The organism is Anabaenopsis sp. FSS-46 (assembly GCF_029891665.1).
Lineage (GTDB): Bacteria > Cyanobacteriota > Cyanobacteriia > Cyanobacteriales > Nostocaceae > Anabaenopsis > Anabaenopsis arnoldii.
The window spans coordinates 1-25,729 of record NZ_JANQDG010000044.1; the positions used below are offsets into that span (position 1 = coordinate 1).

Below are 25,729 nucleotides of genomic sequence, written 5' to 3' on the forward strand. Positions count from 1 at the left end.
CCTGCCCCCTGCCCCCTGCCCCCTGCCCCCTGCTATATCTTAATATTTATATATCTAAGAGTTGTTTGATAAACTCTACAAAATTTTCCAGAGCCGGAACCTGACTACAAGTGTCTTCACTAATCCAGTTATTATCTTTAATACTCACTGTATTAGTTTTCCCTGGTTTAAGGACACTGACAACTGTAGCTATTAAAGCTTTTTGATGATCAAATGGTTTCCAATCCAGCTTATGTTCTGCATCAAACTCAGCTAAATATGACTCAGCTTTCTCCATGTGGAAAGGATAAGCAGAATGGCCACAACTATGAAGGATATTTTCTAAGACACCTTGTTTTCTGTTATCTGGCAGTACATAAATACCTGTGCGTGGGTAATCTGTATCTACTTTTCCTCCTACTGTGGGAAATTGCGGAAAATATACTTGGAATTTTCCACTATATTCTTGAGCAATCTTATTTGGCGAATCTTGATCAGCATCGGCAATAATTCCAAATGCTACAATTTCTTGTTTATATGGGGTATGATTTGCCAAAATAGCTAATAGAAGTTTCGCTAGGTTACTTCCACCACCTGCATATATAGCAACTGAGAGATTATCTGTATAATAAATTGCTGGCATATCTAACCTTTCATACAAATTCCCCCCTTTTTTAGGATAAGTTGGTTTAAATTTTGCCCAGAAAGGGTCTAAATTAGATTCTTTTCCATCAAATGCTTGGAATTTTAGTAGCTTGAGAACCTTGCTAACAAATGCTAAATCATGAGGTCCCTCAACGCCGATCAGAGCATATTTCCGACTCACCAGCGAACCTCCTGTCCTAATTCCTCTCGAAGTGTTTTGAGTATAGTTTTATTCAACCTAACTGCATGAGTCTCTGAATTATTGGGTTCTATTCTATATACTACTAATTGATCATCGTCTGTATTTGCTACTAAAAGCGCATCAATCACTTCAAGGCTGTGAGTAGTCGCGAAAATTTGTACTTTCATTTTCCGAGACCAATTAACCAACCACTTAAAGAAAAACTGTAGTGCTTCAGTATGAATGGCGGTTCCTAATTCATCAATTAACAAAATTCCTTCCTTGACCTTGACCAGCATTAAAGCCATGGTTAGCAACCGAGACACACCATCACCAAAAACACTAATTGGTGAAATACCTGTTTGTTTATGGTTAATGTATATACTGGGACGAGGTATTCTTTGACCTGGAGGAACTAAAAGCTCAAGGTCAATAATTCCCGAGTCCATATACTGAAGTAATTTAATTACCTCTGACTTGAAATCTTGAAAGATAGCATCTGAAAGCAGCCGCATTTGAAACCGTTCTGCACGATGAGAAAATGGTGTAATGGTAGCAACAGGTAATGCTAAATTTTTTTGCCCTCCTTTAGGAATAAATCTATCATTGTCCCATATTTGAAACTTTGCGGTAATTGCATCTTGATTCTGACACGAGTCTGTTTGACAACTAGCAGGAGTAACCATTAGTTCCAGCTCTGCACCTTGTCGATTGCTAAAATCATCTTCTATACTTTCATCTCTATCATTTATTTCGTCATCACCAAGTGTTTGTTTGGATATCCATGTTACTTCAAGTTCCTGGTAGGTTGCTTCTAATTTAGTGACTGGGAAATCACCGGTACTAGAGATTAATATTTTTCCTTGGTAATTCTGAGTATGGTTTGTGTATCTCTGCTGGGGAAATAACCATTTGAGAGCTTCCAACCTGGAACTACTACGATATATTTCTCGCCGCGATGCTGTTGACAGCCACTCAGATAAATTTAGAGGACGACAATAAGTTGAGATTGCCTCTAGTACACTAGTTTTACCGGCGTTGTTAACTCCCACAAGGATATTGATTTGTCCTGTATCCTGTAATTTCAGGTTCTGTAAACCTCGAAATTGGTGGATGGTTAAGCTTTCAAGATTTTTCATACCAAACTAAACCGAGGTTGTAGCCATCCAATTTTATCTGACTTATGCTTTGATTGTTGAGTTTGATTCAAAAGTTTGCTAGATCAATGTAAATAAAAAAATCCCCTGGTATAATTACCCGGGGAAATCGTGAATTAAAATATTCCTTTGAGGTCTTAACCAGCATTAGCCAAGAGTAACTCTCGCTTTTCTGAGCCTTGTATGGTTACATGATTGTCATCGTCAATATCGGCGATCGCTGTAACTCCATCGGTAATTTCACCAGAAAGCATAGCTTCAGCCAGAGGGTCTTCTAATAAGCGCATAATTGCTCGGCGTAAGGGTCTAGCGCCATAACTGGGGCTATAGCCTTCTTGGACTACACGCTCTTTAAAGCGGTCTGTGACTTGTAAAGTAATGCCTTTTTCACTCAAGCGGGTAGCAACATCCCGGAGCATGATGTCCGCAATTTGCTTGACTTCATCTTTAGCCAGTTGGGTGAAGACGATAATATCATCCAAGCGGTTGAGAAATTCAGGACGGAAGTAAGCCTTTAGTTCCTCATTAACTAAGGTACGAATGCGGTTATAGTTAGCATCCTGTTCAGTCTCAAAGTCAAAGCCTAAACCACCGCCACCTTTTTCAATCACCTTAGAGCCAATGTTGGAAGTGAGAATAATTAGGGTATTTTTGAAGTCCACTTTCCGACCTTTAGCGTCTGTGAGGTGGCCGTCATCCAAGAGTTGCAGCAGCATATTGAATACATCGGGGTGCGCTTTTTCGATTTCGTCGAATAGTAGCACTGAGTATGGTCTGCGGCGCACGGCTTCTGTGAGTTGACCGCCTTCGTTGTATCCCACGTAACCTGGAGGTGAGCCGATGAGCTTGGAAACAGTATGACTCTCCATGTATTCGGACATATCTAGGCGAATCAAAGATTCTTCCGACCCGAAGAAGTAGGAGGCCAAGGATTTGGCTAACTCTGTTTTACCCACTCCTGTCGGTCCAGAGAAAATAAAACTCGCAATGGGACGATGGGGATTTTTTAACCCTACCCTAGCGCGACGAATAGCACGGGATACGGCGGTAACTGCTTGTTCTTGACCAATTAACCGCTCGTGGAGTGTGTCTTCTAGGTGTAAGAGTAACTCCGACTCCGATTCGGTGAGTTTGTTCACTGGTACGCCCGTCCAAGAGGCGACGATTTGAGCAATGTCTTCCTCATCTACTACCGGGGACTTGATAAATTGCTCAGTTTGTGATACGTCGTGCAGTTCGGCTTCGAGTTTGATTTCCTCGTCGCGCAGTTGTGATGCTCTGTCAAAATTTTGCAGTCTAACTGCTTCCTCTTTGGCTTTGGTGACACCGACTAATTGCTGCTTGAGTTCTTTATTTGTAGAGGTGCGAGAGTGACGCAACCGCACGCGGGAACCTGCTTCATCAATTAAGTCAATGGCTTTGTCTGGTAAAAAGCGATCGCTGATGTAACGGTCTGATAACTCAGCGGCGGCCACCACAGCTTGATCAGATATATGTACTTTATGGTGCTGCTCGTAAGCTCCCCGCAAGCCGTAGATAATCTCAATAGTTTCTTGTACTGAGGGTTCCCCTACTAATACTGATTGGAAACGACGCTCTAAGGCTGCATCACGCTCAATATGCTGACGATACTCATTGAGAGTAGTTGCACCAATGCACTGGAGTTCACCCCGTGCTAAGGCTGGTTTAAGGATATTGGCTGCATCTAAGCCGCCTTCTGTACCACCAGCACCAACTAAGGTGTGAACCTCGTCAATTACCAGAATGATATTCCCTGCGGAGCGGACTTCTGCAACAATTTTCTTGATGCGTTCTTCAAAGTCACCCCTAAAACGGGTTCCAGAGACTAAAAGCCCCATATCGAGACTAATTACTTGCTTGTCTAGCAGAATTTCGGGAGCATCCTGATGGGCGATGCGTTGAGCTAGACCTTCGGCGATCGCCGTTTTACCAACTCCAGGTTCACCGATCAACACAGGATTATTCTTAGTACGGCGACCGAGAATTTGGATAGTACGCTCAATTTCTTTTTCTCGACCAACTACGGGGTCAAGCTTACCCTCATGGGCTAATTTAGTCAGGTTTCTGCCAAATTCTTCCAAGCTGAGGTTTTGGCTGCGGGGGGAAGTACCGCCTGTGCTAGCTAACACAGTTCCACCTTCACCCAAACGCCGGATCACCTTTGTGCGGATATTCCTTAGGTCAACCCCGAGATTTTGTAGGACTTTGGCGGCGACACCTTCCCCAGCCTCCGTTAATCCCAAGAGTAAGTGTTCAGTATTAATGTAGTTATGTCCCAGGCTATTGGCTTCTCGAAAGGATTGCTCGAATAAGCTTTTTACCTTGGGGGTAAAAGGAATTTCTGGCGGTACAAAACCAGAACCTCTCCCGATAATTTTTTCGACTTCCCGACGTGCTTCCTTGAGAGTCACACCCAATTCAGCTAATACTTTAGCAGCAACCCCAGTCCCTTCTCCCACTAGACCCAGGAGAATTTGTTCAGTTCCTACGAAATTGTGCCCCAGGCGACGTGCTTCCTCCTGGGATAACATAATTACTTTAATGGCTTCGGAAGTGAAGTGTTCAAACATAATGGGTTTTTGCTCCCTTGCTGCTTTGGGCGTTGGGTGAGCTATATATTCACCCTCATTTAAACTTTTTTGTATTTTCTTAAAGATAATGTATCTTTATTTAAACTTGCATGGCAGTAGTGAGACCCGTATGAGGTGAGGTGTGGTTGCCGTCATGATTAATTATGGGGGAATATAACAACTTTTAACTCTAGAATTGGTATCAAGTAGTTACTCCATCAAAGGTATAAATCATGTCAGAATCCCACGGTGAGAAAGAACAACAACATCCCCTCTATAACCGCGATCGCCCCTCTATTAACATTTTACTCGCTCAAGGGGCAACAGACTACAATTTAGCAGAATTAGCCAGATTAAGAATTCGTTATCAAGGCTTTCCCGGGGCGCGAGACATTCAAAAAGACCTGGATCAAATCATGCAGCAGTGGGGTTTGACAGAGGCGGAACTTTTTGATAGAACTCGCCAAATTCATGATTTGGGGGGAATTTATCAAAGTCGCGGCAAAAAAGCAGAGGAAGATTGGAATTAGTCCGATCCATTTCTTTGTTCTCCATACTTCCGCAGCTGCTTTAATAGCTTTTCTGGGGATGATGCGGGAATGGCTGAATTAACAATGGGTGGGGGAGAAACTTCAAAATTAGGTGTGCTGGCGGCTGTTTTGAGGGATTCTAAGGTAGTAGCTACTTGAACTTGTTGCTGCACCTGTTGTGTAGAAGACACTAACCCGCTTAAACCATTGACTAACCGCAGGAGATTCTGCCGGAAAGCCGGATCACCTGTCAACTCGTCTAAGTCTGATGTAATTTTTTGGGTATTTTCAAAAGTTACCCGTGCTGAGTCTAAGGTTTGCTGGATGAGCAGAAGGTTCTGAGGGTCATTAAGGTTTCGAGAAGCATCCCGTAAATTAGCTGAGGCTTCGGCTGCATTTGCCGAAAGGTTTTCTAAGTTTTTGAGTAATTCACCTTGAGCTAATTGATTAACCGCTGGTGATAGGGTGTTGGCTGTAACTAGGAGTTGGTTGCTAGTTTCAGTAATATTATTTAAAGCACCAACTAAAGAACTGCGGTTGCTTGTGACTAGCTCATCTAGGTTATTTAATAACCGATTAGCTTGATTAGCTGTAGAACTAAATTCACTTGCTGTCACACCTAATTGATCTACTGTTTTAGTAGCGGATGCAGTCAGTTGATTTGTGGCTTGTTGTACTGAGTTGGCAGTATCCGAAAACGTACTTATTTGTCCCTCAAAAGTTTTTGTTAATTTTCGCATATCTTCACTTAGGGCTGCGATACTGGTAGCTGCTGCTGTTGAGCTTTCTAAAAGTTGATTGAGTCTTTGATAAAATTGCGGGTCATTGTATGTGGTGGCTAAGTTGGTTGAGCTACGAATTAGTTCATCAATACTGATACCAATATCACCTGGTAAGCGTGAACCATTACAAATTATTAGGGTCTGATCACAGTTATCATCTAGGGGTTTAGCGATCGCCACGCCAGTAGGTAGAGATTTTGTGGGTGTAATATCAATAATACTTTCACTAATTAACCCGCTCTGATTGGCTTCAATAACCACATCACGGGAAATCATCAAGTCAGCGGGAGCAATTTCAATTTCTACCTCTACAGCATTTGACCCTGCTTGAACTTGGGAAATATTACCGACTTTCACACCCCGATAACGGACTGGTGCGCCTCTTTGCATACCGCCAGCATTAGCAAATTCCACTATGAATTTATATGAATTTTTTCCAGGTGTGAGTCTATTCAACCAGAGGACAATCATCACAAATGCTCCCAAACCCATGAGGATGAGCAACCCTACTGAGCCTTCTCGTAATGTGCGCTTAGACGCAAAGCTGTTAGTTCTGATATCTCGCATAATTTTCCTCCATGCACCTACCCAGCCACCTGAATAGGTCCTTGTACACTCCCACTGATAAATTGTCTAATTAATGGGTTGTCTGTGGTATCTATATCACTAACTGTACCTTGCCACTGCACCTTACCTTGATAAAGGAATACCAATCTATCAGTTGTGCGGCGAATCGTACTATCTTGGTGGGTAACAATCACATAGGTACTACACACACCCTGTGTTAATTGTAACTGACGAATTAAATCTTCGATGACTGTGGAAGCAATGGGGTCAAGTCCGGCGGTGGGTTCATCGTATAGTAAAACTTGTGGCCCTTCGGTGGGATGATCGGGATGAGAAATAATGGCTCTAGCAAAACTGACCCGTTTTCGCATTCCCCCCGATAATTCAGATGGGTAGAGATGGCCGATTCCGGATAAACCCACCATTTCTAATTTTTCCTTAACCAGTTTTTGAATGCGCGATCGCGGTATCTTGGAATGTTGATACAGTAAAAAGCCGACATTTTCATCTACTGTCAAGGAATCAAATAAAGCCGCCTGTTGAAACACCATCCCAATACCAATAGGATCAGTACTGTCCTCAATTAACCCATCTCGCCGTACCCCTTGAATGTAAATTTCTCCGCTATCGGGAGCCATTAATCCCGCAATAATTCTTAAAACCGTTGATTTACCAGTTCCTGAAGGCCCAATAATCCCTACGGCTTCCCCCCGATAAATTGTCAAATCCACATTATCTAAGACTTTATTGCTACCAAAGGACTTAGAAATACCCTTGAGTTCAATTAATGGTTCATTCATTGGTCACTAATTAGGGGGTAGTTAGAGAATATATAGCAGGGGGCAGGGGGCAGGGGGCAGGGGGAAGCCTTGAAACGCTTGAATTTCAACGGTTTTATCTTTTGTTTGTGTCCTAACCACCTTGGCGGTTGCTATAAGTGGAAACTTGGTATTTAATCACTCAACGATAGGCTTGATGTTTATAGAGAGGATACTCTAAAATAGCTGGTAATTGGTTTATCAGATTGCCAATGGGTATAGCACAGCAGCATATCCGGGAAACTCAAGCCGCACCCTCAAAAACTGCTGCTTCTGAAATAGCCTGTTCTACCCGCAGTAAATATTGACGTGGTAGCATAGTATTGTTTTCTACCCCTTGCAATCCTTCCATGGTCGCTAGTACCACCAATCTACCCCCTGCAGCCAGTTTGATGTCAGAAAATGGCATAAATCTGACAGTAGTTTGATTATTTCTGGAGTGGAGAATGGGTACTATAACCTATCCATAAGCAATTTACACCAACATTTTACCATTTAGAGTATCATTAATTCTGAACTATATACAGCGGATTTCATCTAGGTGAGGTACACTCTTAGCGGGCAGGATGCCCACCCCACAATAGTTTTATAATTAATATCTGTATTTTATCTAGGTAGAAAGTTCTGTATTCAGTAACTAATATAGCTTGGTGATTGAGATCAAACTTGAGGATATTTTGCCCTTTGTTCAAGTCCTAATTGTACTAAGTAGTTGTTCTGACAGGACGGGCTGCCATACTAATGTTGATGGACTTTTTCCAGTAGCCATATGGAAGCAACTGTACCAACAAAATGAGCAGCAATACCATTAATGTTAGCGACTACTATAAACACATCCAGGGCACGAATGATTTTGTTAGGGTCAGTAATCGCTACTCCTGGGGGTTGGGATACAGCTTTTGCTACTAGGACACTCACGCTTGTAGTAGCGCCTAAAATGCTCAGGAGTATTCCCACCAAACCCACCATTACACCCATGCGGATGGCTCTGGTGGTATCTACTTTACTGGGGTGGAGAGTGGGGTTAGGATTGTCTAAGCGTCTACCTATGCGGGTGTAACGAAAATCCCAAAATATGCTGAATAATAAGAATAAAATTGAGGTGACAACCCAGAATACACCAATTCCAAAGCCTGGGTTCGGTTGTTGAGCAAATTCACGCCCAGGAGAAGCAAATAACAGCAATAAGGTACAAACTAGGGCTAATGCTAATTGTACCCATAGGGTAATCCACCCTGTGAGGCGAATTTGATTGGCGATTTTATGCTGTCTATTTCTATTGTGGTGTGATGGTGCTAGCGATCGCACTTCTGTATTTGGTTCCATATTTTTCACCCTACCCCCATCCTAGATAGTAATTTGCAGCTGTGGTGAATGTAATCATCCAGAGGCAGAATTGCAGTTAATATTTATCAATAATAAAAGAGCAAGTCCTAAGTTGACAATTTCATAGACAAAACTATACTTGTATTGACAAGAATCCATATATTTTTAGTAAAAAATCAACTACTTGATATATAATAGAGTGATATAAAGTATTGAATTGAGACTACTGCCGACGCGAAAACCAAGCAATGATGGTGGTAGTCTTTTTCAGAAACTTAATTGGAACACAATCGCGTGTGGCTAAGGCGTGCAAGTCTACTGAGGGATAACCGCTCCCATGCCCCCTTTGAAGTAGAAAGTAAAGTCTAGCTTTGTCTAGGTTTTATATAGCAGATGATCAGATCCTGGATGGTTATAGGGGGTGTAGCTTTGTTAATAGCTTTAGGATCTAACTTAATTACACCCAGCGACGTACAATGGTTTAGGCGCTTACGTAGACCGCGATGGTTAACCTTTGAGAGAGCAATTCCAGTAATTTGGACTTTAATATTTATTTGTGGTGGTTGGTCAGCTTATATAGTCTGGGAAAGTAATCCAGGTACGGGACGAACTTGGTTACTCATGGGTTTATACTTACTATTAGAAATTGTCACCATCGCCTATACACCGGTAATGTTTTGGCTGCGTAGTCTGCGGGTGGGTACGATTATTGGTGGTACAGGTTTTGTCATCTGTCTCATCTTGACACTAGCAATTTTACCTGTTTACAGAGTTGCAGCAGTATTATTGATACCCTATTTGTTGTGGAGTCCCATCAGTACATATACCACTTGGAAAATGATTAACCTTAATCCTCAAGATGCTTGAGAATTTGACTTAGATCCTCAACCTTACTTAAAACGAATAAACTACCATCTCCTCCCCGTCCAATGCGGAAACTTTGATCTAAATAAGTAATATCTAAAGTAGGGACTCTCCCTTGAGGATTGTTAGCAGGAACTACTTTAAACGGGTTAAGTTGGGGAGTATCAAAGCCCAAAATCTTCTCAATGGATAGATAGCGTTGATCAAAATCTACGTTGATGCGTTGCTCTGTTGCTGGTGCAAAACTAGCTGTTACTTTCACATATCCAGAAACTAACCCCAAAGAATGTTTCACAAAAGCTAAGTTAAAAAATCGTTTGTTGGTAACATCAATTACCTGATAAACTTGACCTAACTGTAATCCTAGGGGGAGGGAATCTAAAGAACGGATTTCTCTAGCTGTGGAGTACAGCAACTTCCACCCCCCATTAAGCACAGAAGTAGCATTGAGGAGAGGTTGGGGATGGGGATTATAACTTTCTAGTTCCGTAGCTAATTGAGCAATTTCTGCAGCTAAGGTTTCACCTAACTGTAAATCAGTCAGAGGAGAACTGAGATTACGTTTAGTTTGTATCTCCTCTAGGGAAGTTTGGAGTTTTTGCTGTAATAAAAGTCGATTATTCAAGGGTCAAATATTTTCCGGCCATAACGCGCTGTGAAAGAATTAGCCGGATTACTTTGATTATACAACCAAGCCCACATCTGGTCACCCAAGGAAAAATGCCACCATTCCCTAGGGTTGCGTTGGAATCCAGCTTTTAACATCACATTATACAATAATTGCCGATGGGCGTGATATGTTGCGGCTTGTGGGTGGTGACTATCAAGATAGTAGTCCGGGTGCGATCGCTCTGACAACTCATCAATAGGGGAACCCATATCGACTATTTCCCCCCTATCATCCACCAATGTTATATCTACAGCTGCACCCGTACTGTGGGGAGGGGGAGTTTTTTCATCCCAACTGGGTATCGCCCAAATTTCATAAACTGACTCCCAAATTGCTTGTAGTTGTGGTGGTGATAACTCAGCCTCAGTCAATCCCTGCTGTTGTAAAGCTTGAGCAAAACTGTAATCTACCATAAATTGTTGCACAGCCACAGGGCGATAAGCATCAAAAATCTGGATATACCAACCGGGATGAATTGCTTGTAAATAATTTTGGGCTTGAATTAAATTTTTTACCACACTTTGGCGCAAATAATAAGGAGAATATCCCCCATAGGGTGCGCCCAATTTTTCATAAGGATGGGGAGATTCCACTGCAAATAATTGCAAAGGAATTGCCGCAAGTGGTTCACCGCATTCTAATATAGGGATTTGGTGATAAGGTCTCATTGGTTTTTGTACTCAGTGTCAAAGATTATAACCATCCTAGTATGTAAATATTTTCATGAAACGGGACTCGATTTATTACCAAATTTTTAAGCGATTTCCATCGGTTATTTTTGAACTGATTGATTACCGTCCTGAACAAGCACAGAACTATAGATTTGAGTCAGTAATCTTGTGGGGTGGGCATCCTGTCTGCCCTAGTTTACCTCACTCAGATGGCTGTATTTCCAGTTGAGGAGTATTGTTACCAGTTACCTGAAGGTAGTTGGGATGCGATCGCTGGCGACAATTCATCAATATGGTTTAATATCACAAGGTGATTTAGTAAATAAGTGGATTGTAGCCATCTTTACAGATGCAGGTGTTGCTGTAGCGCCTAAGATAAAAGTCATCGTTCTAAAATTACTTATCTAACTAATTCCTGAGTCTTTTCTATTTTTACTTGAGAACCAGAAAACATTTTTACCAACACTTGTTCTGCGACAGCCTTAACTACATTAATGCTTACCGAATTGCCCAATTGATAGTAAGCTTTATCATCATTGGGATGAAGTAAAAAATTATCTGGAAAACCCTGTAAACGTGCTGCTTCACGGGGAGTTATTCGTCGGACTCGCTGATTATGATAAACGCCTAATCTATTAGCATCACTAGCAACCAATGTCACAGAAATTTTCCTAGGATCTAAAAATTTATAAACTTCAAATGAAAAATTACCAGATAAAGGTTTATATTTACCATTAATCAGTTTCAAATATTTCTTAGTAACTAGTGAATTCAAAACATCTGCCAAATTAGGATAATCACAGAAACTAGCTATTTGTTCTTGAGTCAGTAGTTTACCGTCTTGTATGTCACCAAATTCTTTGTTACGTCTTTTTAAGATAAAACGGTTCATCAATGCAATTTCTTCTACAGTACATTCACCACGCAAACCTAACTCCCAAGAATGAATAGATTTACCACCTCTATAATCAATTAGCCTTACACCATGGAGTCGATTTAAATCATTGTTAAATATCCGTTTCAAGGCATTAATAAACTCTGGAGAACAGTCATATTTACTGCTAGGATTATCTTCTAAAATATCAGACACACTCACATTTTTTTTTGTTTGATCAAATAAAGATAACTGATTATCATTATAACTATGAGAATCTTTTGGACCAACATCCGACATCAAATCAAATACAGGATTAGCATTTAAAATGCCAATTAAATAAATTCGCAATCGATTTTGGGGTAAGCCGAAATTTGCGCTATTGAGTAAAAAAGCATCAAAGCTGTAACCTCTTTTTTGTATTTCGTGTTTGATCGTTGCCAAACTTTTACCTTGATCATGACTATAAATACCTCTAACATTTTCAAAAATAAAAGCTTGTGGTTTATATGTATCAAGCAATCTAGTAATTTCAAAAAATAGTGTACCTCTGGTGTCGCCAAACCCTTCTTTTTTGCCAGCATAAGAAAATGATTGACAAGGAAACCCGGCTAATAATATTTCATGTTCTGGTAGTTTATCTATAATTCGGATATCACCTAAAGACTGGTGATTGAAATTTCTTGCATATACTAGTTGAGCATCTGTATTGATTTCGCTACTTAAAACACATTCGGTTTCTATATTTAATCCATGAGCAGCTTGTTCAAAGGCTAATCTAATTCCTCCTATCCCTGAAAATAAATCCACGAATCTAATTTTTTGCATACTTTTAAAACCTGTGTTATTAAAATCAGGCCAATTCCTGAATTACCCCCATCCCATTGGGAAGGGGGGAGTATAACTAGGCGCTGAAATACTTAGCTACGGGGTGATAAGCAATAATCGCCGTCGTAGACTGTTCTGGATAAATTTGCTCACTTTCATCCATATACAGATTAATTCTGTCAGTCTCCAACAACTCCAGCTGCTTATACTGATCCTGCATATTCGGACAAGCGGGATAACCGAAACTATACCGCGAACCGTGATAACGCTGTGCCAAAATATCCCGAATATTATCCGGTTCATTAGCACCAAAACCCAACTCCCGGCGAATTCTGGCGTGAGTCCATTCCGCCAACGCCTCAGCCACCTGCACAGCTAAACCGTGAAAATACAGATAATCTGTGTACTTATTATCAGCAAATAACTTTTGGGCGAACTCCGTGGCTATCTCTCCCACAGTTACCGCCTGCATGGGGAAGACATCAATTACCCCCGACTCTTTGGGTGCAAAGAAATCAGCAATACACAACCGCCTTAAAGACCTCTGTCTGGGGAACTCAAAACAGGCTCTTACCTCTGACTCTGGATGGTGAGAATCATAAATATACAAAGTATTCCCCTGAGACTGACAGGGAAAATACCCATAAATTACCTGGGGATGTAGCAACTTCTCAGTAATGATCCTTTCCTTCCAACCCTCCAAAATCGGAGAAACATTCTGTTGTAAAAACTCCTGATACTCCTCCTTAGACTGTTCCTTTGGCTTGCGGAATTGCCATTGTCCAGCAATCAAAGCTTGTAAATCTAAATACCACAAAACTTCTTCAATGGGAATATCAGCAGGTTGTAATAACTGAGTTCCCCAAAAAGGCGGTGTGGGGCGGGGAATATCTACCGCCACAGCTTCAGATGGGTGGGTATCTATAGTTACAGGTTGGGCATCACTGGGTGCGGGAGACTGGGTACTAGGTGCTGGGGAGGTGGTGATTTTTGGTTCTGCTTCTACCTCATCCAAAAATCCTTGGAAATCATCCCAATTATTAGCAGCTTTAGCTGGCATTAATTTATCCATGAAATGCAAATCAGCAAAAGCATCCTTACCATAAATTACCTTACCCTTGTAGGTGTTTTGGCAATCCTGATACACAAACTTGGGAGTTAAGGCCGCACCACCTAAAATTACAGGAACAGTAATTCCCTTTTCGTTGAAAGCCTCCAAGTTATCCTTCATAAAAGCGGTAGACTTGACTAACAACCCACTCATAGCAATACAATCAGCTTTGTGTTGTTGGTAAGCCTCGATGATATTTTCCACCGGTTGCTTAATACCCAGGTTAATGACCTTGTAGCCATTGTTAGATAAGATAATATCTACCAAGTTTTTACCAATATCATGGACATCACCTTTAACCGTGGCAATGATAAAGGTGCCCTTAGCATTATTACCAGATTCTGACTTTTCCATGAAGGGTTCTAGATATGCAACCGCAGCTTTCATGGTTTCCGCTGACTGCAAAACAAAAGGTAATTGCATTTGTCCAGAACCGAACAACTCACCCACAACTTTCATCCCATCTAGAAGAAAGGTGTTGATAATTTCCAGAGGCGGATATTGTTCTAAAGCCTTTGTGAGCTGTGCTTCTAAACCAATGCGTTCGCCGTCGATGATATGACGTTTGAGGCGTTCTTCTATGGGGAGACTTTCATCTACACCTTTTTCGCGCTTTGTAGTTACCCCTTCAAATAAGGTGGTAAGTTCTCCTAAAGGATCATAAACGCAGACATCACCCTCAAATTTACGCCGGTCATAAATTAAGTCCTGACAAACTTGTTGATGGTTGTCTGCAATTTTAGACAAAGGTAAAATTTTGTTAGGGCTGACAATGGCTGCATCCATACCAGCTGTCATTGCTTCATGTAAAAACATGGAGTTGAGTACAACTCTGGCTGCTGGGTTCAAACCAAAGGAAATATTAGATACACCTAAGATTACATGACAGCCGGGTAATTCTTGGCGAATCCGCCGAATTGATTCAATGGTAGCCCTACCGTTGGATCGGTCTTCTTCAATCCCGGTAGAAATAGGTAAAGCTAAAGTATCAAAGAATATCTCTGTGGGCAGGATACCATATTCTAAAGCTTGACGATAGGCACGTTGGGCAATTTGAAACTTTTTCTGGGCTGTCCGCGCCATCCCATCTTCATCGATAGTACCAATAACTACCCCAGCGCCGTACTTTTTAGCTAACTCCAGCACTTTTAAAAAACGTGGTTCGCCATCTTCGTAGTTGGTGGAGTTGAGTAAACACTTACCACCGGCTACCTTTAACCCCGCCTCCATTTTTTCCCATTCTGTGGAGTCGAGCATTAAGGGCAATGTAACATTATTGACAATGCGTGATACCAGTTCGTGCATATCTCGCACACCGTCACGTCCTACATAATCGACGTTGACATCAAGGATGTGTGCCCCCTCTTTGACTTGGGCCCTAGCCATAGATACTAGTCCATCCCAGTCCTCTCCATTGAGCAAATCACGGCATTTTTTGGAACCACTGGCGTTGAGACGTTCACCGACAATTAAGAAGGAATTATCTTGGTCGTAAGGCTGAGTGGAATAAATTGATGCTGCGGCTGGTTCTAGGCTATGCTGTCTGACTTTTGGCTTCAGGTTTTGGGCAATTTCTGCTAATTGTTGAATGTGTTCTGGACGTGTCCCACAGCAACCCCCAATCACTTGGACACCCAAATCTTCAACAAAGTGCATTAATGCCATGCGTAATTCCAACGGTGTGAGGCGGTAGTGTGCTTTACCACCAATATTCTCAGGTAAACCGGCATTGGGTATACAGGAGACGATAAAAGGTGAATGTTCTGAGAGATACTTGATATGTGGTTTCATCAGGTCTGGCCCTGTGGCACAGTTCAAACCCAGAATATCTATGGGATATGGTGCTAATATGGTCAGCACAGCACTGATTTCTGAACCTACTAGCATTGTACCCATGCTTTCCATGGTAACGGATACCATGAGCGGGCGACGTTCACCTTTTTTGCTAAAAACTTCTTCAATACCATTGAGTGCTGCTTTGATTTGCAGTACGTCTTGACAAGTTTCTACCAGAAATAAATCAACTCCACCATCAAAGAGGGCTTCGGCTTGTTCGGCGAAGTTAGCTTTGAGGGTGTCAAAGTCAATATGTCCCAAGGTGGGGAGTTTGGTTGTGGGTCCCATGGAACCGGCGACAAATCTCGGTTTGTCTGGGGTGGAAAATTCAGCGGCGACCCTCTTGGCTATTTCTACGGCTGTTTTATTTAAGTCATAGGTCTTGTGTGCTAGGTCATATTCTGCTAGTACAATGGATGTGGCTCCAAAGGTGTCTGTTTCAATGACATCAGCGCCAGCGGCGAGAAAGTCTCGGTGTACTTTGGCGACGGCTTCGGGGTTGGTGTAAACTAAGTATTCGTTACAACCTTCATATTCTGGACCGCCGAAATCTTCCGCAGTCAGGTTTTGACTTTGCAGGTTGGTTCCCATTGCACCGTCAAAGACGATAACTGGGCGGTTGGGACTATGCAGATGTTCTAGGAACGGATGAGTCATATTTTCCTACAGGAAATTACTTCAGTCTTGTAGTGTTCTATTTTATTATTTTCCCAAATTGTCGGCGTTTTATGCGGTTCGGTCTTGGTAGAATTTTGTTGCATATACTAGGCGCACAGTCCAAACCACAGATGTTGACGCTTGGTGGTTTCAGTTAAAGATCAGGTCTAGGCGCTGTTGGGCGGTTTTTAGGGCCTGTTCTGGGGAGGTTTGACCCAGTAGTACTGATTCTATTCCTCGTCCTAGGCTATCGGATATCCGATTGTAGCCGGGAAAGATGGGACGCGATCGCCCATGTCGGGCCTGATCTAAAAATACCTGCACAGATGGGTTAGTTTGGAGGAATGCTTGATATTCTGGTTGTTGGCGAGATTTCAGGTTAATTGGTAAATAACCGGTTCCCAAAGCTAATTCTGTTTGAAATTCTGCACTCATGGCATACTCAGCAAAGATGAAAGCTGCTTTTTGCCTTTCTGGTGTGGTTTTAAATAAGAATAGGTTTTCACCCCCGATGCTGGTAGCTGGTTGTTTGTTTATAGGTATGGGAAAAACGGCAAAATCAACACCGCTCTGAGTAAATTCTTTTAGACTCCAAGGACCAGTTACCTGCATGGCTACCTTACCAGAAATTAAGTTACCTGTTTCATAGCCTCTTTCTGGGGGGGATAACATGGCAGAACCATCTTCAACCAGATGACGCCAAAATTGCAAGGCGGCGATCGCCCCTGGATTATCTTGTAACATTACTGCTGCTGGTTTTTGCACATCTGGCGGTACTAATTCGCCGCCACTACTCCACATAAATGGTAACCAGGTGAAGACCGTAAACTCACCTTTGCCTAATGGCAACAATACCCCATACTGGTCTATGCGGCCATCGCCATTAGTATCACGGGTTAATTTTTGCGCCACTTGGCGAAACTCTTCCCAAGTTCTGGGTAATTCGGTAATTCCGGCGGCTGTAAACAAGCTGGGACGGTAATATACAGCCACATTATTAGTTGCAAAGGGCACAGACCAGATTTTACCCTGGTATTCCATGGATTCAAACAAGGCCGGGTCAATTTCCCCTTTGACTGGGGAATTATTCAGCTGGTCATCTAAAGGAATTAAGGAACCTGCTAGTTCCACTAATTGACCGGCAATAGTGGGGTTGTACCATAATAGGTCTGGGGGAGCATTCCCCACCACTGCTGCTAAAATTTTGGGGATTTGCTGGTCTTGTTGTCCTGCATAGACAGATTCTACGTGAATATAGGGATGAGTTTGATTAAATTTATCTACAAGTCCTTGTAAAACATCTCGATTAGGCGGGGGATTTACACCTTGCCATAAGGTAAGATGAACTACATCTGTTTTTCTGAGGTTTTGGCATCCACTCAAAGCCAGTATGCCGACCAGCAGTAACAGTAGTAAACTTCTAATGTAGTATTTTAATTTCTTTCTTTGTCTTCTGAATTTATTGGGCATGGGAAAAATGCGCGCAAAACTTCTCATCAGGTATCGCACAATTGATATTAGATACTTCAATTGGCATTTGATATATCCTAAACTTTCAAGAAAGGGTTAATCATTTAACATTATGGCAGGACATAGTAAATGGGCAAATATTAAGCGTCAAAAGGCAGTAGTAGATGCCAAGAAGGGTAAGACCTTCGCCCAGTTATCTAGAGCAATTATTATTGCTGCGAGGACTGGTTTACCAGACCCCAGCGCTAATTTTCAGCTACGTACAGCCATCGATAAGGCTAAGGCTGCGGATATACCTAATGATAATATTGAACGGGCGATCGCTAAAGGTGCAGGAACCTTTGGCGGGGATAGTAGTAATTTTGAGGCTATTCGCTACGAAGGTTATGGACCGGGTGGTGTCGCAATTTTAATTGAAGCCCTCACAGATAATCGTAACCGCACAGCGGCTGATTTACGTGCCGCTTTTAGTAAGCGCGGTGGTAACCTTGGTGAAACAGGTTGCGTCAGCTGGATGTTTCACCAAAAAGGTGTGTGTACTGTTCAGGGGGTAAAAAATGAAGACCAGCTTTTAGAAGCATCCCTAGAAGGTGAAGCCCAATCTTATGAAATGATTGACGATGACATAGCCGAGGTATTTACCGAGGTGATCAACTTAGAACTACTCACCCAGACACTCAAGGACAAAGGCTTTGAGATCAGGGATGTAGAATTACGCTGGATACCTACTAATTATATTGAGATTGCTGATCCTGAGCAAGGGCGATCGCTGCTCAAGTTAATTGATACTCTCGAAGGTTTAGATGATGTCCAGAATGTGACTGCTAACTTTGAAATAGCCGACAGTCTTTTAGATGTCATCATGGTTTAAGAACAACTAACCCCACAGACACCCATCAATTTATCTGTGGATCTGTGGTTCATAAATCTCTTTTTCCCAAAAATTATGAAAATTTGGCAACTTGACTTTTATCGCAGTCCAGTACAGGAGACATCCGGACAAACCCTATGGGAATTGTTGATTTGTGACCCCACACATACCTTTGAATATACAGCCACCTGTCCCCAGTCAGCAGCCACCGCCCATTGGCTTGCTACTCAAATTCAGCTAGCCGCTAGTAACAACTTACCAGATATCATTCAGGTATTTCGTCCCCAGACCTTAAGTTTAATTCAAGTCGCCGCCAAAAACTTAAATATTCGCCTCGAACCCAACCGCCATACTTTAGCCTTAAAACGGTGGTTACAAGCAAAGCAATATCCCTTAACCCTAGATCAACCACCCCCAACACCATTACCAGAAAACCTCTGGGGGGAACAGTGGCGCTTTGCTACGCTCCCAGCGGGTGAGCTTGTGGATGTATTTGCAGAACGCCCCATACCTATTTTGTCTATACCAGAATCTTTACAACCCATTAATTTGGGTTTACCATCCACAGCGCCTATTCCGGGGGTAGTTATCTATGGTGGTAGAAAGTCAATGGCTTTGGCTAGGTGGTTAGATACGGCACAGCCAGCATCGTTAAATTACATAGCAGGTGAACCCCATGGTTTAATATTAGAGGCTGGTTTAGTAGATAGGTGGATTCTCGCCACTTTTACAGATGCAGATGTGGTTGCGGGGGCCAAAACCTATCAACAGCGTCAACAACAAAGCCGAGGATTGCACTTTTTGTTAGTGCAACCCGATGATTCTGGGATGACCTATAGTGGCTTCTGGTTACTATGCTTAGATGTAAATTCTAAGTATATTTAACCAAGGTAACCTACTTAAGCTAGTGACTATTTTCCCTGAAGTCGTGCTTGCTTCACCATGGCAATCAAAGTTTGGTGAGCATCTTCTGAGTCTACCAAAATATGATCGAATTGAATCCGCACTGGCACAGTTTGTTGATTTACCTCTGCTGTCAAATTCATCCCTTGAGAGTCAATGGAGAGCATTTTTGCACTTGTGACATCTGTCACACCCCCAAAAGCCTGGGCATAAAGAACTACAGCATTAGCATGGTCATCATTCATATGAGTGCAAATGCGTGAGCTAATTTCAGGGGAGAAGTAATCAGACATGATGGATTAAGAAGTTAATAATACAGTGATGATCTCAGATTTTACCAGTTAACGACTTTTTACCCATTTAACTACTGCTTGGGTTAAACCATCTAAAGTATATTCCTCAGCCTCAACATCCACACGCCCTAATAAGGATTGGCAGGTTTTGGAAGTTTCCGGACCTATAGAAGCAATACAAACATCTGCTAAAATATGGCTGATGTCACGGTTATCGGCAAATACCTCTTGTAAGAGTTGACAGAAGAACTTGACAGTTTTAGAACTAGCAAAGGTAATTATATCTACAGTCCGATTTTGCAAGGCTAATTTTGCTGACTCTGGTATACTTGTGGGGCAGCGAGATTGATATGCAGCTACTTCTACAACTACCGCACCTTGAGCAGTTAATTCGGCAACTAAAACATCCCTTCCGCCGCTTTCTACTCTGGGAAATAACACCTTTTGACCCTGTAGTGATTCGGGGAAATGAGCCACCAAAGCATCAGCGACAAAATTAGGGGGAATCAAATCTGGTTTAAGTCCCCGTTGTTGCAGACTTTGGGCTGTTTTTTCACCCACCACAGCAATTTTAATGCTACTTAGAGCACGAACATCTTGACCTTGGGCGAATAATCTGGTAAAAAAGTAGTCTACCCCATTGGTAGAAGTAAGAATTAACCAGTGAAAATCTGCCAAATTAGCGATCGCCCGGTCTAAATCTGACCAACTGGAAGGGGGGACAATTTCTAAAGTAGGCATGGAAATCACAGTCGCACCCAATGCCGAGAGGCCATCGCTAAATTGGCTCGATTGCCCAGCGGAACGAGTCACCAGAATAGTTTTACCTGTGAGGGGAGAATTATTTAACATAGGTGGAGAGTCAAAAGCTTGATCTTTTAAGGATATTCTCTGAGTTTGTAAGTAATTACGTAATTTTACAACTTCCCCAATCACAATTACCACCGGGGAGAGATAAACGCCCAGGGTTTGCGTGAGAATATTTTTCAGTTCTCCTACCCAAACTTGTTGATCAGGAGTTCCCGCCCAACGAATAATAGCAATAGGGGTATATGGTGATCGACCTTGCCTGATGAGTTGATGTATAATCTCAGCTAGATGAGTTCCCCCCATCAATATTACCAGAGTGTCCAATCTAGATAAAGCTTCCCAATCTAAAACATCTGGTTCATGGGCTGTGAGGACAGCAAAACAACGACTAAGTACAGCATCAGTCACAGGAATCCCAGCCATTAAAGGAGCAGCTAAGGCCGAAGAAATTCCTGGTATGACTTCAAACTCACAATACTGAGCTTGCAAAGCTGTAATTTCCGGGGTACAGCGACCAAAAATCAACGGATCCCCAGATTTTAATCGTACCACCTGTTTACCTTGCAAACAATAGTCAACCAGTAATTGATTAATTTCCCCTTGGGGTGTGCTAGGTTGACCACCACGTTTACCAACATCTAGGCACAGACAATCAGGTCTGACATACTGTAATAATTGCTGATTTACCAGAGCATCGTAGACTAACACCTCAGCCATAGCCAGAAGATTGTAAGCCTTTACCGTCAGATATGCCACATCTCCAGGTCCAGCACCCACCAGATAAACCTTCCCCTTTTGTTCAGTCATAAATTTAACCTGTGAAACCACCCAGAAAACAAATAAATTTTACTACAAAAACTGGAATTAACCTCCTATTAAAAACCCTGATAACTTGGCGTTAATCGGCGGAAAAAAGAAGAAATCACCCCGGAAAAATCAAGGAAAAAAATCGCAATAATCACTACAAATTAGATTTTATAAAATAGCAACTTGATTACAACTTTAAAAATAGATTCAAGGGACAATGAGTGCAGAAAAGAATACTCAAAATTTGCGCTCGGAGACGAATAATGGTAGCGATCGCAGAGAACGTACAGCATAGACTAAGTATACAGACTGTAGAAATTGCCCCTAACACAACGGCGATTCGCTCTCTTGATTGGGACCGCGATCGCTTCGATATCGAATTCGGACTGCAAAACGGTACGACATACAACTCATATCTAATTAGGGGTGAGCAGACAATTTTGATTGATACTTCCCACCAGAAGTTTCGTCAACTATATTTAGACACACTCAAAAGTCTTGTTAACCCCAAGACAATCGATTACATAATAGTTAGCCACACAGAACCAGACCATAGCGGTCTAGTAGAAGATGTATTGCAATTAGCACCCAGAGCCACAGTATTAGCCTCAAAAATTGCCCTACAGTTTTTAGAAGGTTTAGTACACGAGCCATTTTCCAAGCGCATCGTTAAAAGTGGCGATCGGATTAATATTGGCAAAGGACACGAAATAGAATTTGTGAGTGCGCCCAATCTGCACTGGCCCGATACAATCTTCAGCTATGATCGCAAAACCGAAACCCTGTTCACCTGTGATGCATTTGGGATGCACTTCTGTGACGATCGCACCTTTGACGAAGACTTAGAAGCGATTGAACCAGACTTTAGATTTTACTATGACTGCCTCATGGGTCCCAATGCCCGTTCTCTACTAAACGCCATGAAGAGAATGGGGGAACTGGGAAAAATTAACATGATCGCCAATGGTCACGGGCCAATACTGTACCATCACTTAGATATATTAACTGATTGCTACCAAACTTGGAGCCAAAGACAAGCTAAAACAGAAACCACAGTTGGCTTATTTTATGTTTCCCAGTATGGATATAGCGATGAGCTAGGTTTAGCCATAGCTGAAGGTATCCAAAAAACCGGAGTGGGAATAGAAGTCATTGACCTAGGCACAGCCGAACCCCAAGAAATTCAAGAGCTAGCAGGTAGAGCCACGGGATTGATCATCGGTATGCCCCCATCCACTGCTGTAGCAGCACAAGCCGGGATAAGTTCACTATTATCCGTAGTCACAAACAAACAACTAGTAGGTTTATTTGAATGTTACGGCGGTGACGACGAACCGATTGATACCCTGCGGCGGAAATTTATCGACCTGGGTGTTAAAGAAGCCTTCCCTGCTATTCGCATTAAACAATCTCCCACAGATGTAACATTCCATCTATGCCAAGAAGCCGGTATAGACCTGGGACAATTACTGATGCGCGAACGCAACATCAAGCAAATCAAAGCCCTTGATGTCAACATGGAAAAAGCCCTGGGGCGGATTAGCAACGGACTGTATATTGTCACCACGCAAAAAGGTGATGTTAAAAGTGCCATGTTAGCCTCCTGGGTAGCCCAAGCCAGCCTACAACCTTTAGGATTCACCATAGCAGTAGCTAAAGACCGCGCCATTGACTCCTTAATGCGAGTAGGGGATCATTTCGTCCTCAACGTCCTAGAAGAAGGAAATTATCAAGAACTGAAAAAGCAATTTCTCAAGCGCTTACTTCCCGGTGCTGACAGATTTGCTGGGGTGAAAACCCAAACCGCTAAAAACGGCTCTCCCATCCTCACCGATGCTCTAGCATACATGGAATGTGAAGTCCAAAAGAGCATGGAGTGCAGCGACCACTGGCTCTTATACTGCACAGTTCAAGAAGGTCGTGTTTCTAAATCTGATGCACTCACAGCAGTTCGCCATCGCAAGGTAGGTAACTACTACTAATTAGGGAATGGGGAATAGGTATTAAGTATTTCCCCCCCTTTTAAAACATCCTCTTATTTTTGGCAAAAATCTATGAGCAATTCCAAACCCCGTGACGTACAAGTTATCCCCGTCGCTACAAACACCACATTTATTAGAGCGCGTAGTTGGTCACGCCTGCGGTTTGAAATTGAATACGCAAGAGAAAGAGGCACTACCTCCAATTGTTATTTAATTGAAGGTGATAAAACCGCAATTATTGACCCACCTGCTGAAACCTTCACGGAACTTTATTTAGAAGCGTTGCAGCAGACCTTGAACTTGAAAGAGTTGGATTACATAATTTTAGGTCATTTTAGCCCCAATCGCCTGCCAACTCTCAAGGCGCTTCTACAACTAGCACCCCAGGTAACATTTGTTTGTTCTCTCTTGGGTGCTGCTAATTTGCGTCATGCTTTCCCAGACAACGCGCTAGAAATTCTAGTCATGCGGGGGAAAAAAACCCTTGATTTAGGTAAGGGTCACGTTTTAAAATTCTTACCTATTCCCAGTCCGCGCTGGCCAGAAGGACTTTGTACCTACGACCAGCAAACCCAAATCCTCTACACAGATAAGCTATTTGGCTCTCATATCTGTGGGGATGAGGTGTTTGATGACCAACCCGAAGCATTACAAGAAGACCATCGCTACTACTACAACTGTTTAATGGCTCCTCAAGCTCAACACGTAGAAGCAGCTTTGGAGAAAATATCTGATTTGCATGTGAGAATGTATGCTCCGGGTAACGGCCCATTGGTACGTACCGGATTAATCGAACTAACCAACGCCTATGCACAATGGAGCAATGCTCAAAAACACCGTGATATCTCTGTGGCTCTACTTTATGCCTCAGCTTACGGAAATACAGCAATTTTAGCTCAAGCTATGGCTTTGGGACTGACTAAAGGCGGCGCAGCAGTGCAATCAATTAACTGCGAATTTGCTACCCCTGATGAAATCCGCACTGCTATACAACAGTGTGATGGTTTTGTGATTGGTTCCCCCACTATCGGCGGTCATGCTCCCACACCTATTCACACTGCTTTGGGAATCGTCCTCACCGTGGGTAATAGTCATAAACTCGCAGGGGTTTTTGGCTCCTACGGTTGGAGTGGTGAAGCATTTGATTTGATTGAAGGTAAACTTCGCGATGCTGGTTATCGCTTTGGCTTTGATACTTTCAAAGTTAAGTTTAAACCTGATGATGTTACGCTCAAATTCTGTGAAGAAGTTGGTACAGACTTTGCTCAAACCTTGAAAAAATCTCAAAAAATCCGCTTACCCCAACAAGCTGCTACCCCTTTGGAGCAAGCTGTCGGTAGAATTGTTGGTTCAGTTTGTGTTCTCTGCGCTCAACAAGGTGATGTCTCTACTGGGATGTTAGGCTCTTGGATTTCACAAGCTACCTTCAATCCACCTGGTCTGACTGTGGCGATCGCCAAGGACCGAGCTATAGAATCTCTAATGTATCCAGGTAGTAAATTTGCTTTGAATATCCTGGAGGAAGGCCATCATTTAGAGTACACGAAGCATTTCCGCAAAAATTTTGCCCCTGGAGAAGACAGATTTGCCAACTTTAGCACCACAGTTGCAGATAATGGCTGTAAGATTCTCACCGATGCCCTAGCTTATCTAGAATGCTCCGTCCAGGAACGCATGGAATGTGGGGATCATTGGGTAATTTACGCAACTGTTGACAATGGTAAGTTAATCAAACCTGATGGTGTGACTGCCATCAACCATCGTAAAACTGGGACTCACTATTAGAAGTTTTGCCAGAGCCAGAACTTTTCGAGTACATGAAGTACAGATATTAATGTCTGGAAATGGTCTGTAAATCTCTACTGTCAGACTCCTGTCATCCTCTCAAGTTTGGCGGGAGTCTTCTTGTATAGTTAGATATTCGCTTAATTGCTCTGACATTTAGCAAAAACTTTTCTAGTTTCTAGCCTATAGGGTATCTAGAACTACAAGAGCATTTTGAACTTGGAACTTTTGGACTCATGGCCAGTCTAACAAATCTGACATAAATATTGAGGTAAGATTCCGCAATTGCCACCAAGACAATTGAATATGTATCATGTCATCTTAAGCTAGGAAATCACTATCCAGTAGTTCTCACACAACCCGTTAACCACTCTACTACAACGCTTTTATATTATTTGCTCCTATGTCTGCACCACACAACAAGATTAAATTTCCTTTTTGGCAATATTTGAATCAACCATTATTTAGTCGTAATTATCAATTAGAATTGAACCCCCGTCGTTTTGCCTATAGGTGGCGCATTGGACTTTTAGAGCGTTGCTTGAATAAAGAATGTGATGCTAAGGGGCCTCAACAGCATTAGTGGAAAATCATCGCTGGGTGTCCTACCTTTGGCGTGAGAATGGCAATTATGCTATTTTTTGGCTGGAATTTTCGGGGAACTGCTAAAAATTTAGCCCGTCTAGAGTGAAGGTAGTTAAGAGAGAATTATGCCGAAAAG

The 25,729-nt window shown here is 42.4% G+C and carries 22 protein-coding genes and 1 pseudogene; 9 read left to right on the forward strand and 14 right to left on the reverse strand.

What is annotated here, in order from left to right; translation table 11 throughout:
* Positions 1 to 46 precede the first annotated feature (46 nt).
* From NWP21_RS04390 to NWP21_RS04400, 3 genes are all read right to left on the reverse strand, one after another.
* Positions 47 to 805 (reverse strand): DUF3226 domain-containing protein, encoded by a 759-nt coding sequence (locus NWP21_RS04390; RefSeq protein WP_280791756.1) that lies wholly within the window; start codon positions 803 to 805, stop codon positions 47 to 49.
* Positions 802 to 1,944 carry an ATP-binding protein gene (locus NWP21_RS04395; protein ID WP_280791757.1) on the reverse strand — a complete coding sequence of 381 codons (1,143 nt, stop codon included), beginning with the start codon at positions 1,942 to 1,944 and terminating at the stop codon, positions 802 to 804. Before NWP21_RS04395 ends, NWP21_RS04390 begins: the two co-directional genes overlap by 4 nt.
* Positions 1,945 to 2,099: 155 nt before the next feature.
* Complete coding sequence (locus tag NWP21_RS04400) at positions 2,100 to 4,553, reverse strand: ATP-dependent Clp protease ATP-binding subunit (RefSeq protein WP_280791758.1); 2,454 nt, start codon at positions 4,551 to 4,553, stop codon at positions 2,100 to 2,102.
* A gap of 233 nt (positions 4,554 to 4,786) precedes the next feature.
* Between NWP21_RS04400 and NWP21_RS04405 the strand changes: the two genes are divergently transcribed.
* Entirely contained in the window at positions 4,787 to 5,083 is a 297-nt protein-coding gene (locus tag NWP21_RS04405) for a DUF3288 family protein (protein ID WP_280791759.1), read from the forward strand.
* Here NWP21_RS04405 and NWP21_RS04410 read toward each other — a convergent pair.
* From NWP21_RS04410 to NWP21_RS04425, 4 genes are all read right to left on the reverse strand, one after another.
* Complete coding sequence (locus tag NWP21_RS04410; protein WP_280791760.1) at positions 5,080 to 6,432, reverse strand: MlaD family protein; 1,353 nt, start codon at positions 6,430 to 6,432, stop codon at positions 5,080 to 5,082. The genes NWP21_RS04405 and NWP21_RS04410 overlap by 4 nt on opposite strands.
* Positions 6,433 to 6,449: 17 nt before the next feature.
* The gene (locus NWP21_RS04415; RefSeq protein ID WP_280791761.1) at positions 6,450 to 7,232 is read right to left on the reverse strand and encodes an ABC transporter ATP-binding protein; all 783 of its coding nucleotides are present in this window, start codon (positions 7,230 to 7,232) and stop codon (positions 6,450 to 6,452) included.
* A 262-nt stretch (positions 7,233 to 7,494) separates the two neighbouring features.
* Positions 7,495 to 7,659: a hypothetical protein gene (locus tag NWP21_RS04420; protein WP_280791762.1), complete on the reverse strand. Its 165-nt coding sequence runs from the start codon at positions 7,657 to 7,659 to the stop codon at positions 7,495 to 7,497.
* Between the two features lie 329 nt (positions 7,660 to 7,988).
* Complete coding sequence (locus tag NWP21_RS04425; protein WP_280791763.1) at positions 7,989 to 8,576, reverse strand: DUF3611 family protein; 588 nt, start codon at positions 8,574 to 8,576, stop codon at positions 7,989 to 7,991.
* A gap of 393 nt (positions 8,577 to 8,969) precedes the next feature.
* Between NWP21_RS04425 and NWP21_RS04430 the strand changes: the two genes are divergently transcribed.
* Entirely contained in the window at positions 8,970 to 9,443 is a 474-nt protein-coding gene (locus NWP21_RS04430; protein ID WP_280791764.1) for a TspO/MBR family protein, read from the forward strand.
* On the opposite strand, the gene NWP21_RS04435 is transcribed toward NWP21_RS04430, so the two are convergent.
* Entirely contained in the window at positions 9,424 to 10,065 is a 642-nt protein-coding gene (locus NWP21_RS04435; RefSeq protein WP_280791765.1) for a PAP/fibrillin family protein, read from the reverse strand. The two genes, NWP21_RS04430 and NWP21_RS04435, sit on opposite strands and share 20 nt — an antisense overlap.
* Complete coding sequence (locus NWP21_RS04440; RefSeq protein WP_280791766.1) at positions 10,062 to 10,778, reverse strand: M15 family metallopeptidase; 717 nt, start codon at positions 10,776 to 10,778, stop codon at positions 10,062 to 10,064. Before NWP21_RS04440 ends, NWP21_RS04435 begins: the two co-directional genes overlap by 4 nt.
* 55 nt (positions 10,779 to 10,833) lie before the next feature.
* On the opposite strand from NWP21_RS04440, the pseudogene NWP21_RS04445 reads away from it, so the two are divergent.
* Both NWP21_RS04445 and NWP21_RS04450 read left to right on the forward strand, forming a co-directional pair.
* Positions 10,834 to 10,944, forward strand: a pseudogene (locus NWP21_RS04445) (DUF2887 domain-containing protein); the annotation flags it as partial.
* 62 nt (positions 10,945 to 11,006) lie between these two features.
* On the forward strand, positions 11,007 to 11,189 hold the full coding sequence (locus NWP21_RS04450; RefSeq protein ID WP_280791767.1) for a hypothetical protein: 183 nt from the start codon (positions 11,007 to 11,009) through the stop codon (positions 11,187 to 11,189).
* Here NWP21_RS04450 and dcm read toward each other — a convergent pair.
* The 3 genes from dcm to NWP21_RS04465 all read right to left on the reverse strand — a co-directional run bounded on the left by dcm (position 11,182) and on the right by NWP21_RS04465 (position 17,557).
* The gene (gene dcm, locus NWP21_RS04455; RefSeq protein WP_280791768.1) at positions 11,182 to 12,483 is read right to left on the reverse strand and encodes a DNA (cytosine-5-)-methyltransferase; all 1,302 of its coding nucleotides are present in this window, start codon (positions 12,481 to 12,483) and stop codon (positions 11,182 to 11,184) included. The two genes, NWP21_RS04450 and dcm, sit on opposite strands and share 8 nt — an antisense overlap.
* Before the next feature lie 76 nt (positions 12,484 to 12,559).
* Complete coding sequence (metH, locus tag NWP21_RS04460; protein ID WP_280791769.1) at positions 12,560 to 16,087, reverse strand: methionine synthase; 3,528 nt, start codon at positions 16,085 to 16,087, stop codon at positions 12,560 to 12,562.
* 150 nt (positions 16,088 to 16,237) lie between these two features.
* Complete coding sequence (locus tag NWP21_RS04465) at positions 16,238 to 17,557, reverse strand: ABC transporter substrate-binding protein (protein WP_280791770.1); 1,320 nt, start codon at positions 17,555 to 17,557, stop codon at positions 16,238 to 16,240.
* 112 nt (positions 17,558 to 17,669) lie between these two features.
* Between NWP21_RS04465 and NWP21_RS04470 the strand changes: the two genes are divergently transcribed.
* Together NWP21_RS04470 and NWP21_RS04475 are read left to right on the forward strand one after the other, a co-directional pair.
* Positions 17,670 to 18,428 carry a YebC/PmpR family DNA-binding transcriptional regulator gene (locus NWP21_RS04470; RefSeq protein WP_280791771.1) on the forward strand — a complete coding sequence of 253 codons (759 nt, stop codon included), beginning with the start codon at positions 17,670 to 17,672 and terminating at the stop codon, positions 18,426 to 18,428.
* Positions 18,429 to 18,500: 72 nt separating this feature from the next.
* Positions 18,501 to 19,313: a Tab2/Atab2 family RNA-binding protein gene (locus tag NWP21_RS04475; protein WP_280791781.1), complete on the forward strand. Its 813-nt coding sequence runs from the start codon at positions 18,501 to 18,503 to the stop codon at positions 19,311 to 19,313.
* Between the two features lie 26 nt (positions 19,314 to 19,339).
* Here the strand turns inward: NWP21_RS04475 and NWP21_RS04480 are convergent, their stop codons facing one another.
* Both NWP21_RS04480 and cobA read right to left on the reverse strand, forming a co-directional pair.
* Positions 19,340 to 19,624 carry a DUF2470 domain-containing protein gene (locus NWP21_RS04480; RefSeq protein WP_271734308.1) on the reverse strand — a complete coding sequence of 95 codons (285 nt, stop codon included), beginning with the start codon at positions 19,622 to 19,624 and terminating at the stop codon, positions 19,340 to 19,342.
* A gap of 48 nt (positions 19,625 to 19,672) precedes the next feature.
* Entirely contained in the window at positions 19,673 to 21,241 is a 1,569-nt protein-coding gene (gene cobA / locus NWP21_RS04485; protein ID WP_280791772.1) for a uroporphyrinogen-III C-methyltransferase, read from the reverse strand.
* A 263-nt stretch (positions 21,242 to 21,504) separates the two neighbouring features.
* Here cobA and NWP21_RS04490 point away from each other — a divergent pair, with 263 nt between their 5' ends.
* From NWP21_RS04490 to NWP21_RS04500, 3 genes are all read left to right on the forward strand, one after another.
* Positions 21,505 to 23,223: a diflavin flavoprotein gene (locus NWP21_RS04490; RefSeq protein WP_271734334.1), complete on the forward strand. Its 1,719-nt coding sequence runs from the start codon at positions 21,505 to 21,507 to the stop codon at positions 23,221 to 23,223.
* A 72-nt stretch (positions 23,224 to 23,295) separates the two neighbouring features.
* Positions 23,296 to 25,008, forward strand: coding sequence for a diflavin flavoprotein (locus tag NWP21_RS04495; RefSeq protein WP_280791773.1), 1,713 nt, complete (start codon positions 23,296 to 23,298; stop codon positions 25,006 to 25,008).
* A 403-nt stretch (positions 25,009 to 25,411) separates the two neighbouring features.
* Complete coding sequence (locus NWP21_RS04500) at positions 25,412 to 25,591, forward strand: hypothetical protein (RefSeq protein WP_271734305.1); 180 nt, start codon at positions 25,412 to 25,414, stop codon at positions 25,589 to 25,591.
* Positions 25,592 to 25,729 lie beyond the last annotated feature (138 nt).

Excerpts from the sequence above, each read along its gene's own strand:
- NWP21_RS04410 (WP_280791760.1), bottom strand. The coding sequence starts at position 6,432 with ATGCGAGATATCAGAACTAACAGCTTTGCGTCTAAGCGCACATTACGA.
- NWP21_RS04495 (WP_280791773.1), top strand. The coding sequence starts at position 23,296 with ATGAGCAATTCCAAACCCCGTGACGTACAAGTTATCCCCGTCGCTACA.
- NWP21_RS04465 (WP_280791770.1), bottom strand. The coding sequence starts at position 17,557 with ATGCCCAATAAATTCAGAAGACAAAGAAAGAAATTAAAATACTACATT.
- NWP21_RS04470 (WP_280791771.1), top strand. The coding sequence starts at position 17,670 with ATGGCAGGACATAGTAAATGGGCAAATATTAAGCGTCAAAAGGCAGTA.
- NWP21_RS04425 (WP_280791763.1), bottom strand. The coding sequence starts at position 8,576 with ATGGAACCAAATACAGAAGTGCGATCGCTAGCACCATCACACCACAAT.
- cobA (WP_280791772.1), bottom strand. The coding sequence starts at position 21,241 with ATGACTGAACAAAAGGGGAAGGTTTATCTGGTGGGTGCTGGACCTGGA.
- NWP21_RS04405 (WP_280791759.1), top strand. The coding sequence starts at position 4,787 with ATGTCAGAATCCCACGGTGAGAAAGAACAACAACATCCCCTCTATAAC.
- NWP21_RS04400 (WP_280791758.1), bottom strand. The coding sequence starts at position 4,553 with ATGTTTGAACACTTCACTTCCGAAGCCATTAAAGTAATTATGTTATCC.
- NWP21_RS04420 (WP_280791762.1), bottom strand. The coding sequence starts at position 7,659 with ATGCCATTTTCTGACATCAAACTGGCTGCAGGGGGTAGATTGGTGGTA.
- NWP21_RS04490 (WP_271734334.1), top strand. The coding sequence starts at position 21,505 with ATGGTAGCGATCGCAGAGAACGTACAGCATAGACTAAGTATACAGACT.
- NWP21_RS04480 (WP_271734308.1), bottom strand. The coding sequence starts at position 19,624 with ATGTCTGATTACTTCTCCCCTGAAATTAGCTCACGCATTTGCACTCAT.
- NWP21_RS04415 (WP_280791761.1), bottom strand. The coding sequence starts at position 7,232 with ATGAATGAACCATTAATTGAACTCAAGGGTATTTCTAAGTCCTTTGGT.
- NWP21_RS04430 (WP_280791764.1), top strand. The coding sequence starts at position 8,970 with ATGATCAGATCCTGGATGGTTATAGGGGGTGTAGCTTTGTTAATAGCT.
- dcm (WP_280791768.1), bottom strand. The coding sequence starts at position 12,483 with ATGCAAAAAATTAGATTCGTGGATTTATTTTCAGGGATAGGAGGAATT.
- NWP21_RS04500 (WP_271734305.1), top strand. The coding sequence starts at position 25,412 with ATGTCTGCACCACACAACAAGATTAAATTTCCTTTTTGGCAATATTTG.
- NWP21_RS04395 (WP_280791757.1), bottom strand. The coding sequence starts at position 1,944 with ATGAAAAATCTTGAAAGCTTAACCATCCACCAATTTCGAGGTTTACAG.
- metH (WP_280791769.1), bottom strand. The coding sequence starts at position 16,087 with ATGACTCATCCGTTCCTAGAACATCTGCATAGTCCCAACCGCCCAGTT.
- NWP21_RS04440 (WP_280791766.1), bottom strand. The coding sequence starts at position 10,778 with ATGAGACCTTATCACCAAATCCCTATATTAGAATGCGGTGAACCACTT.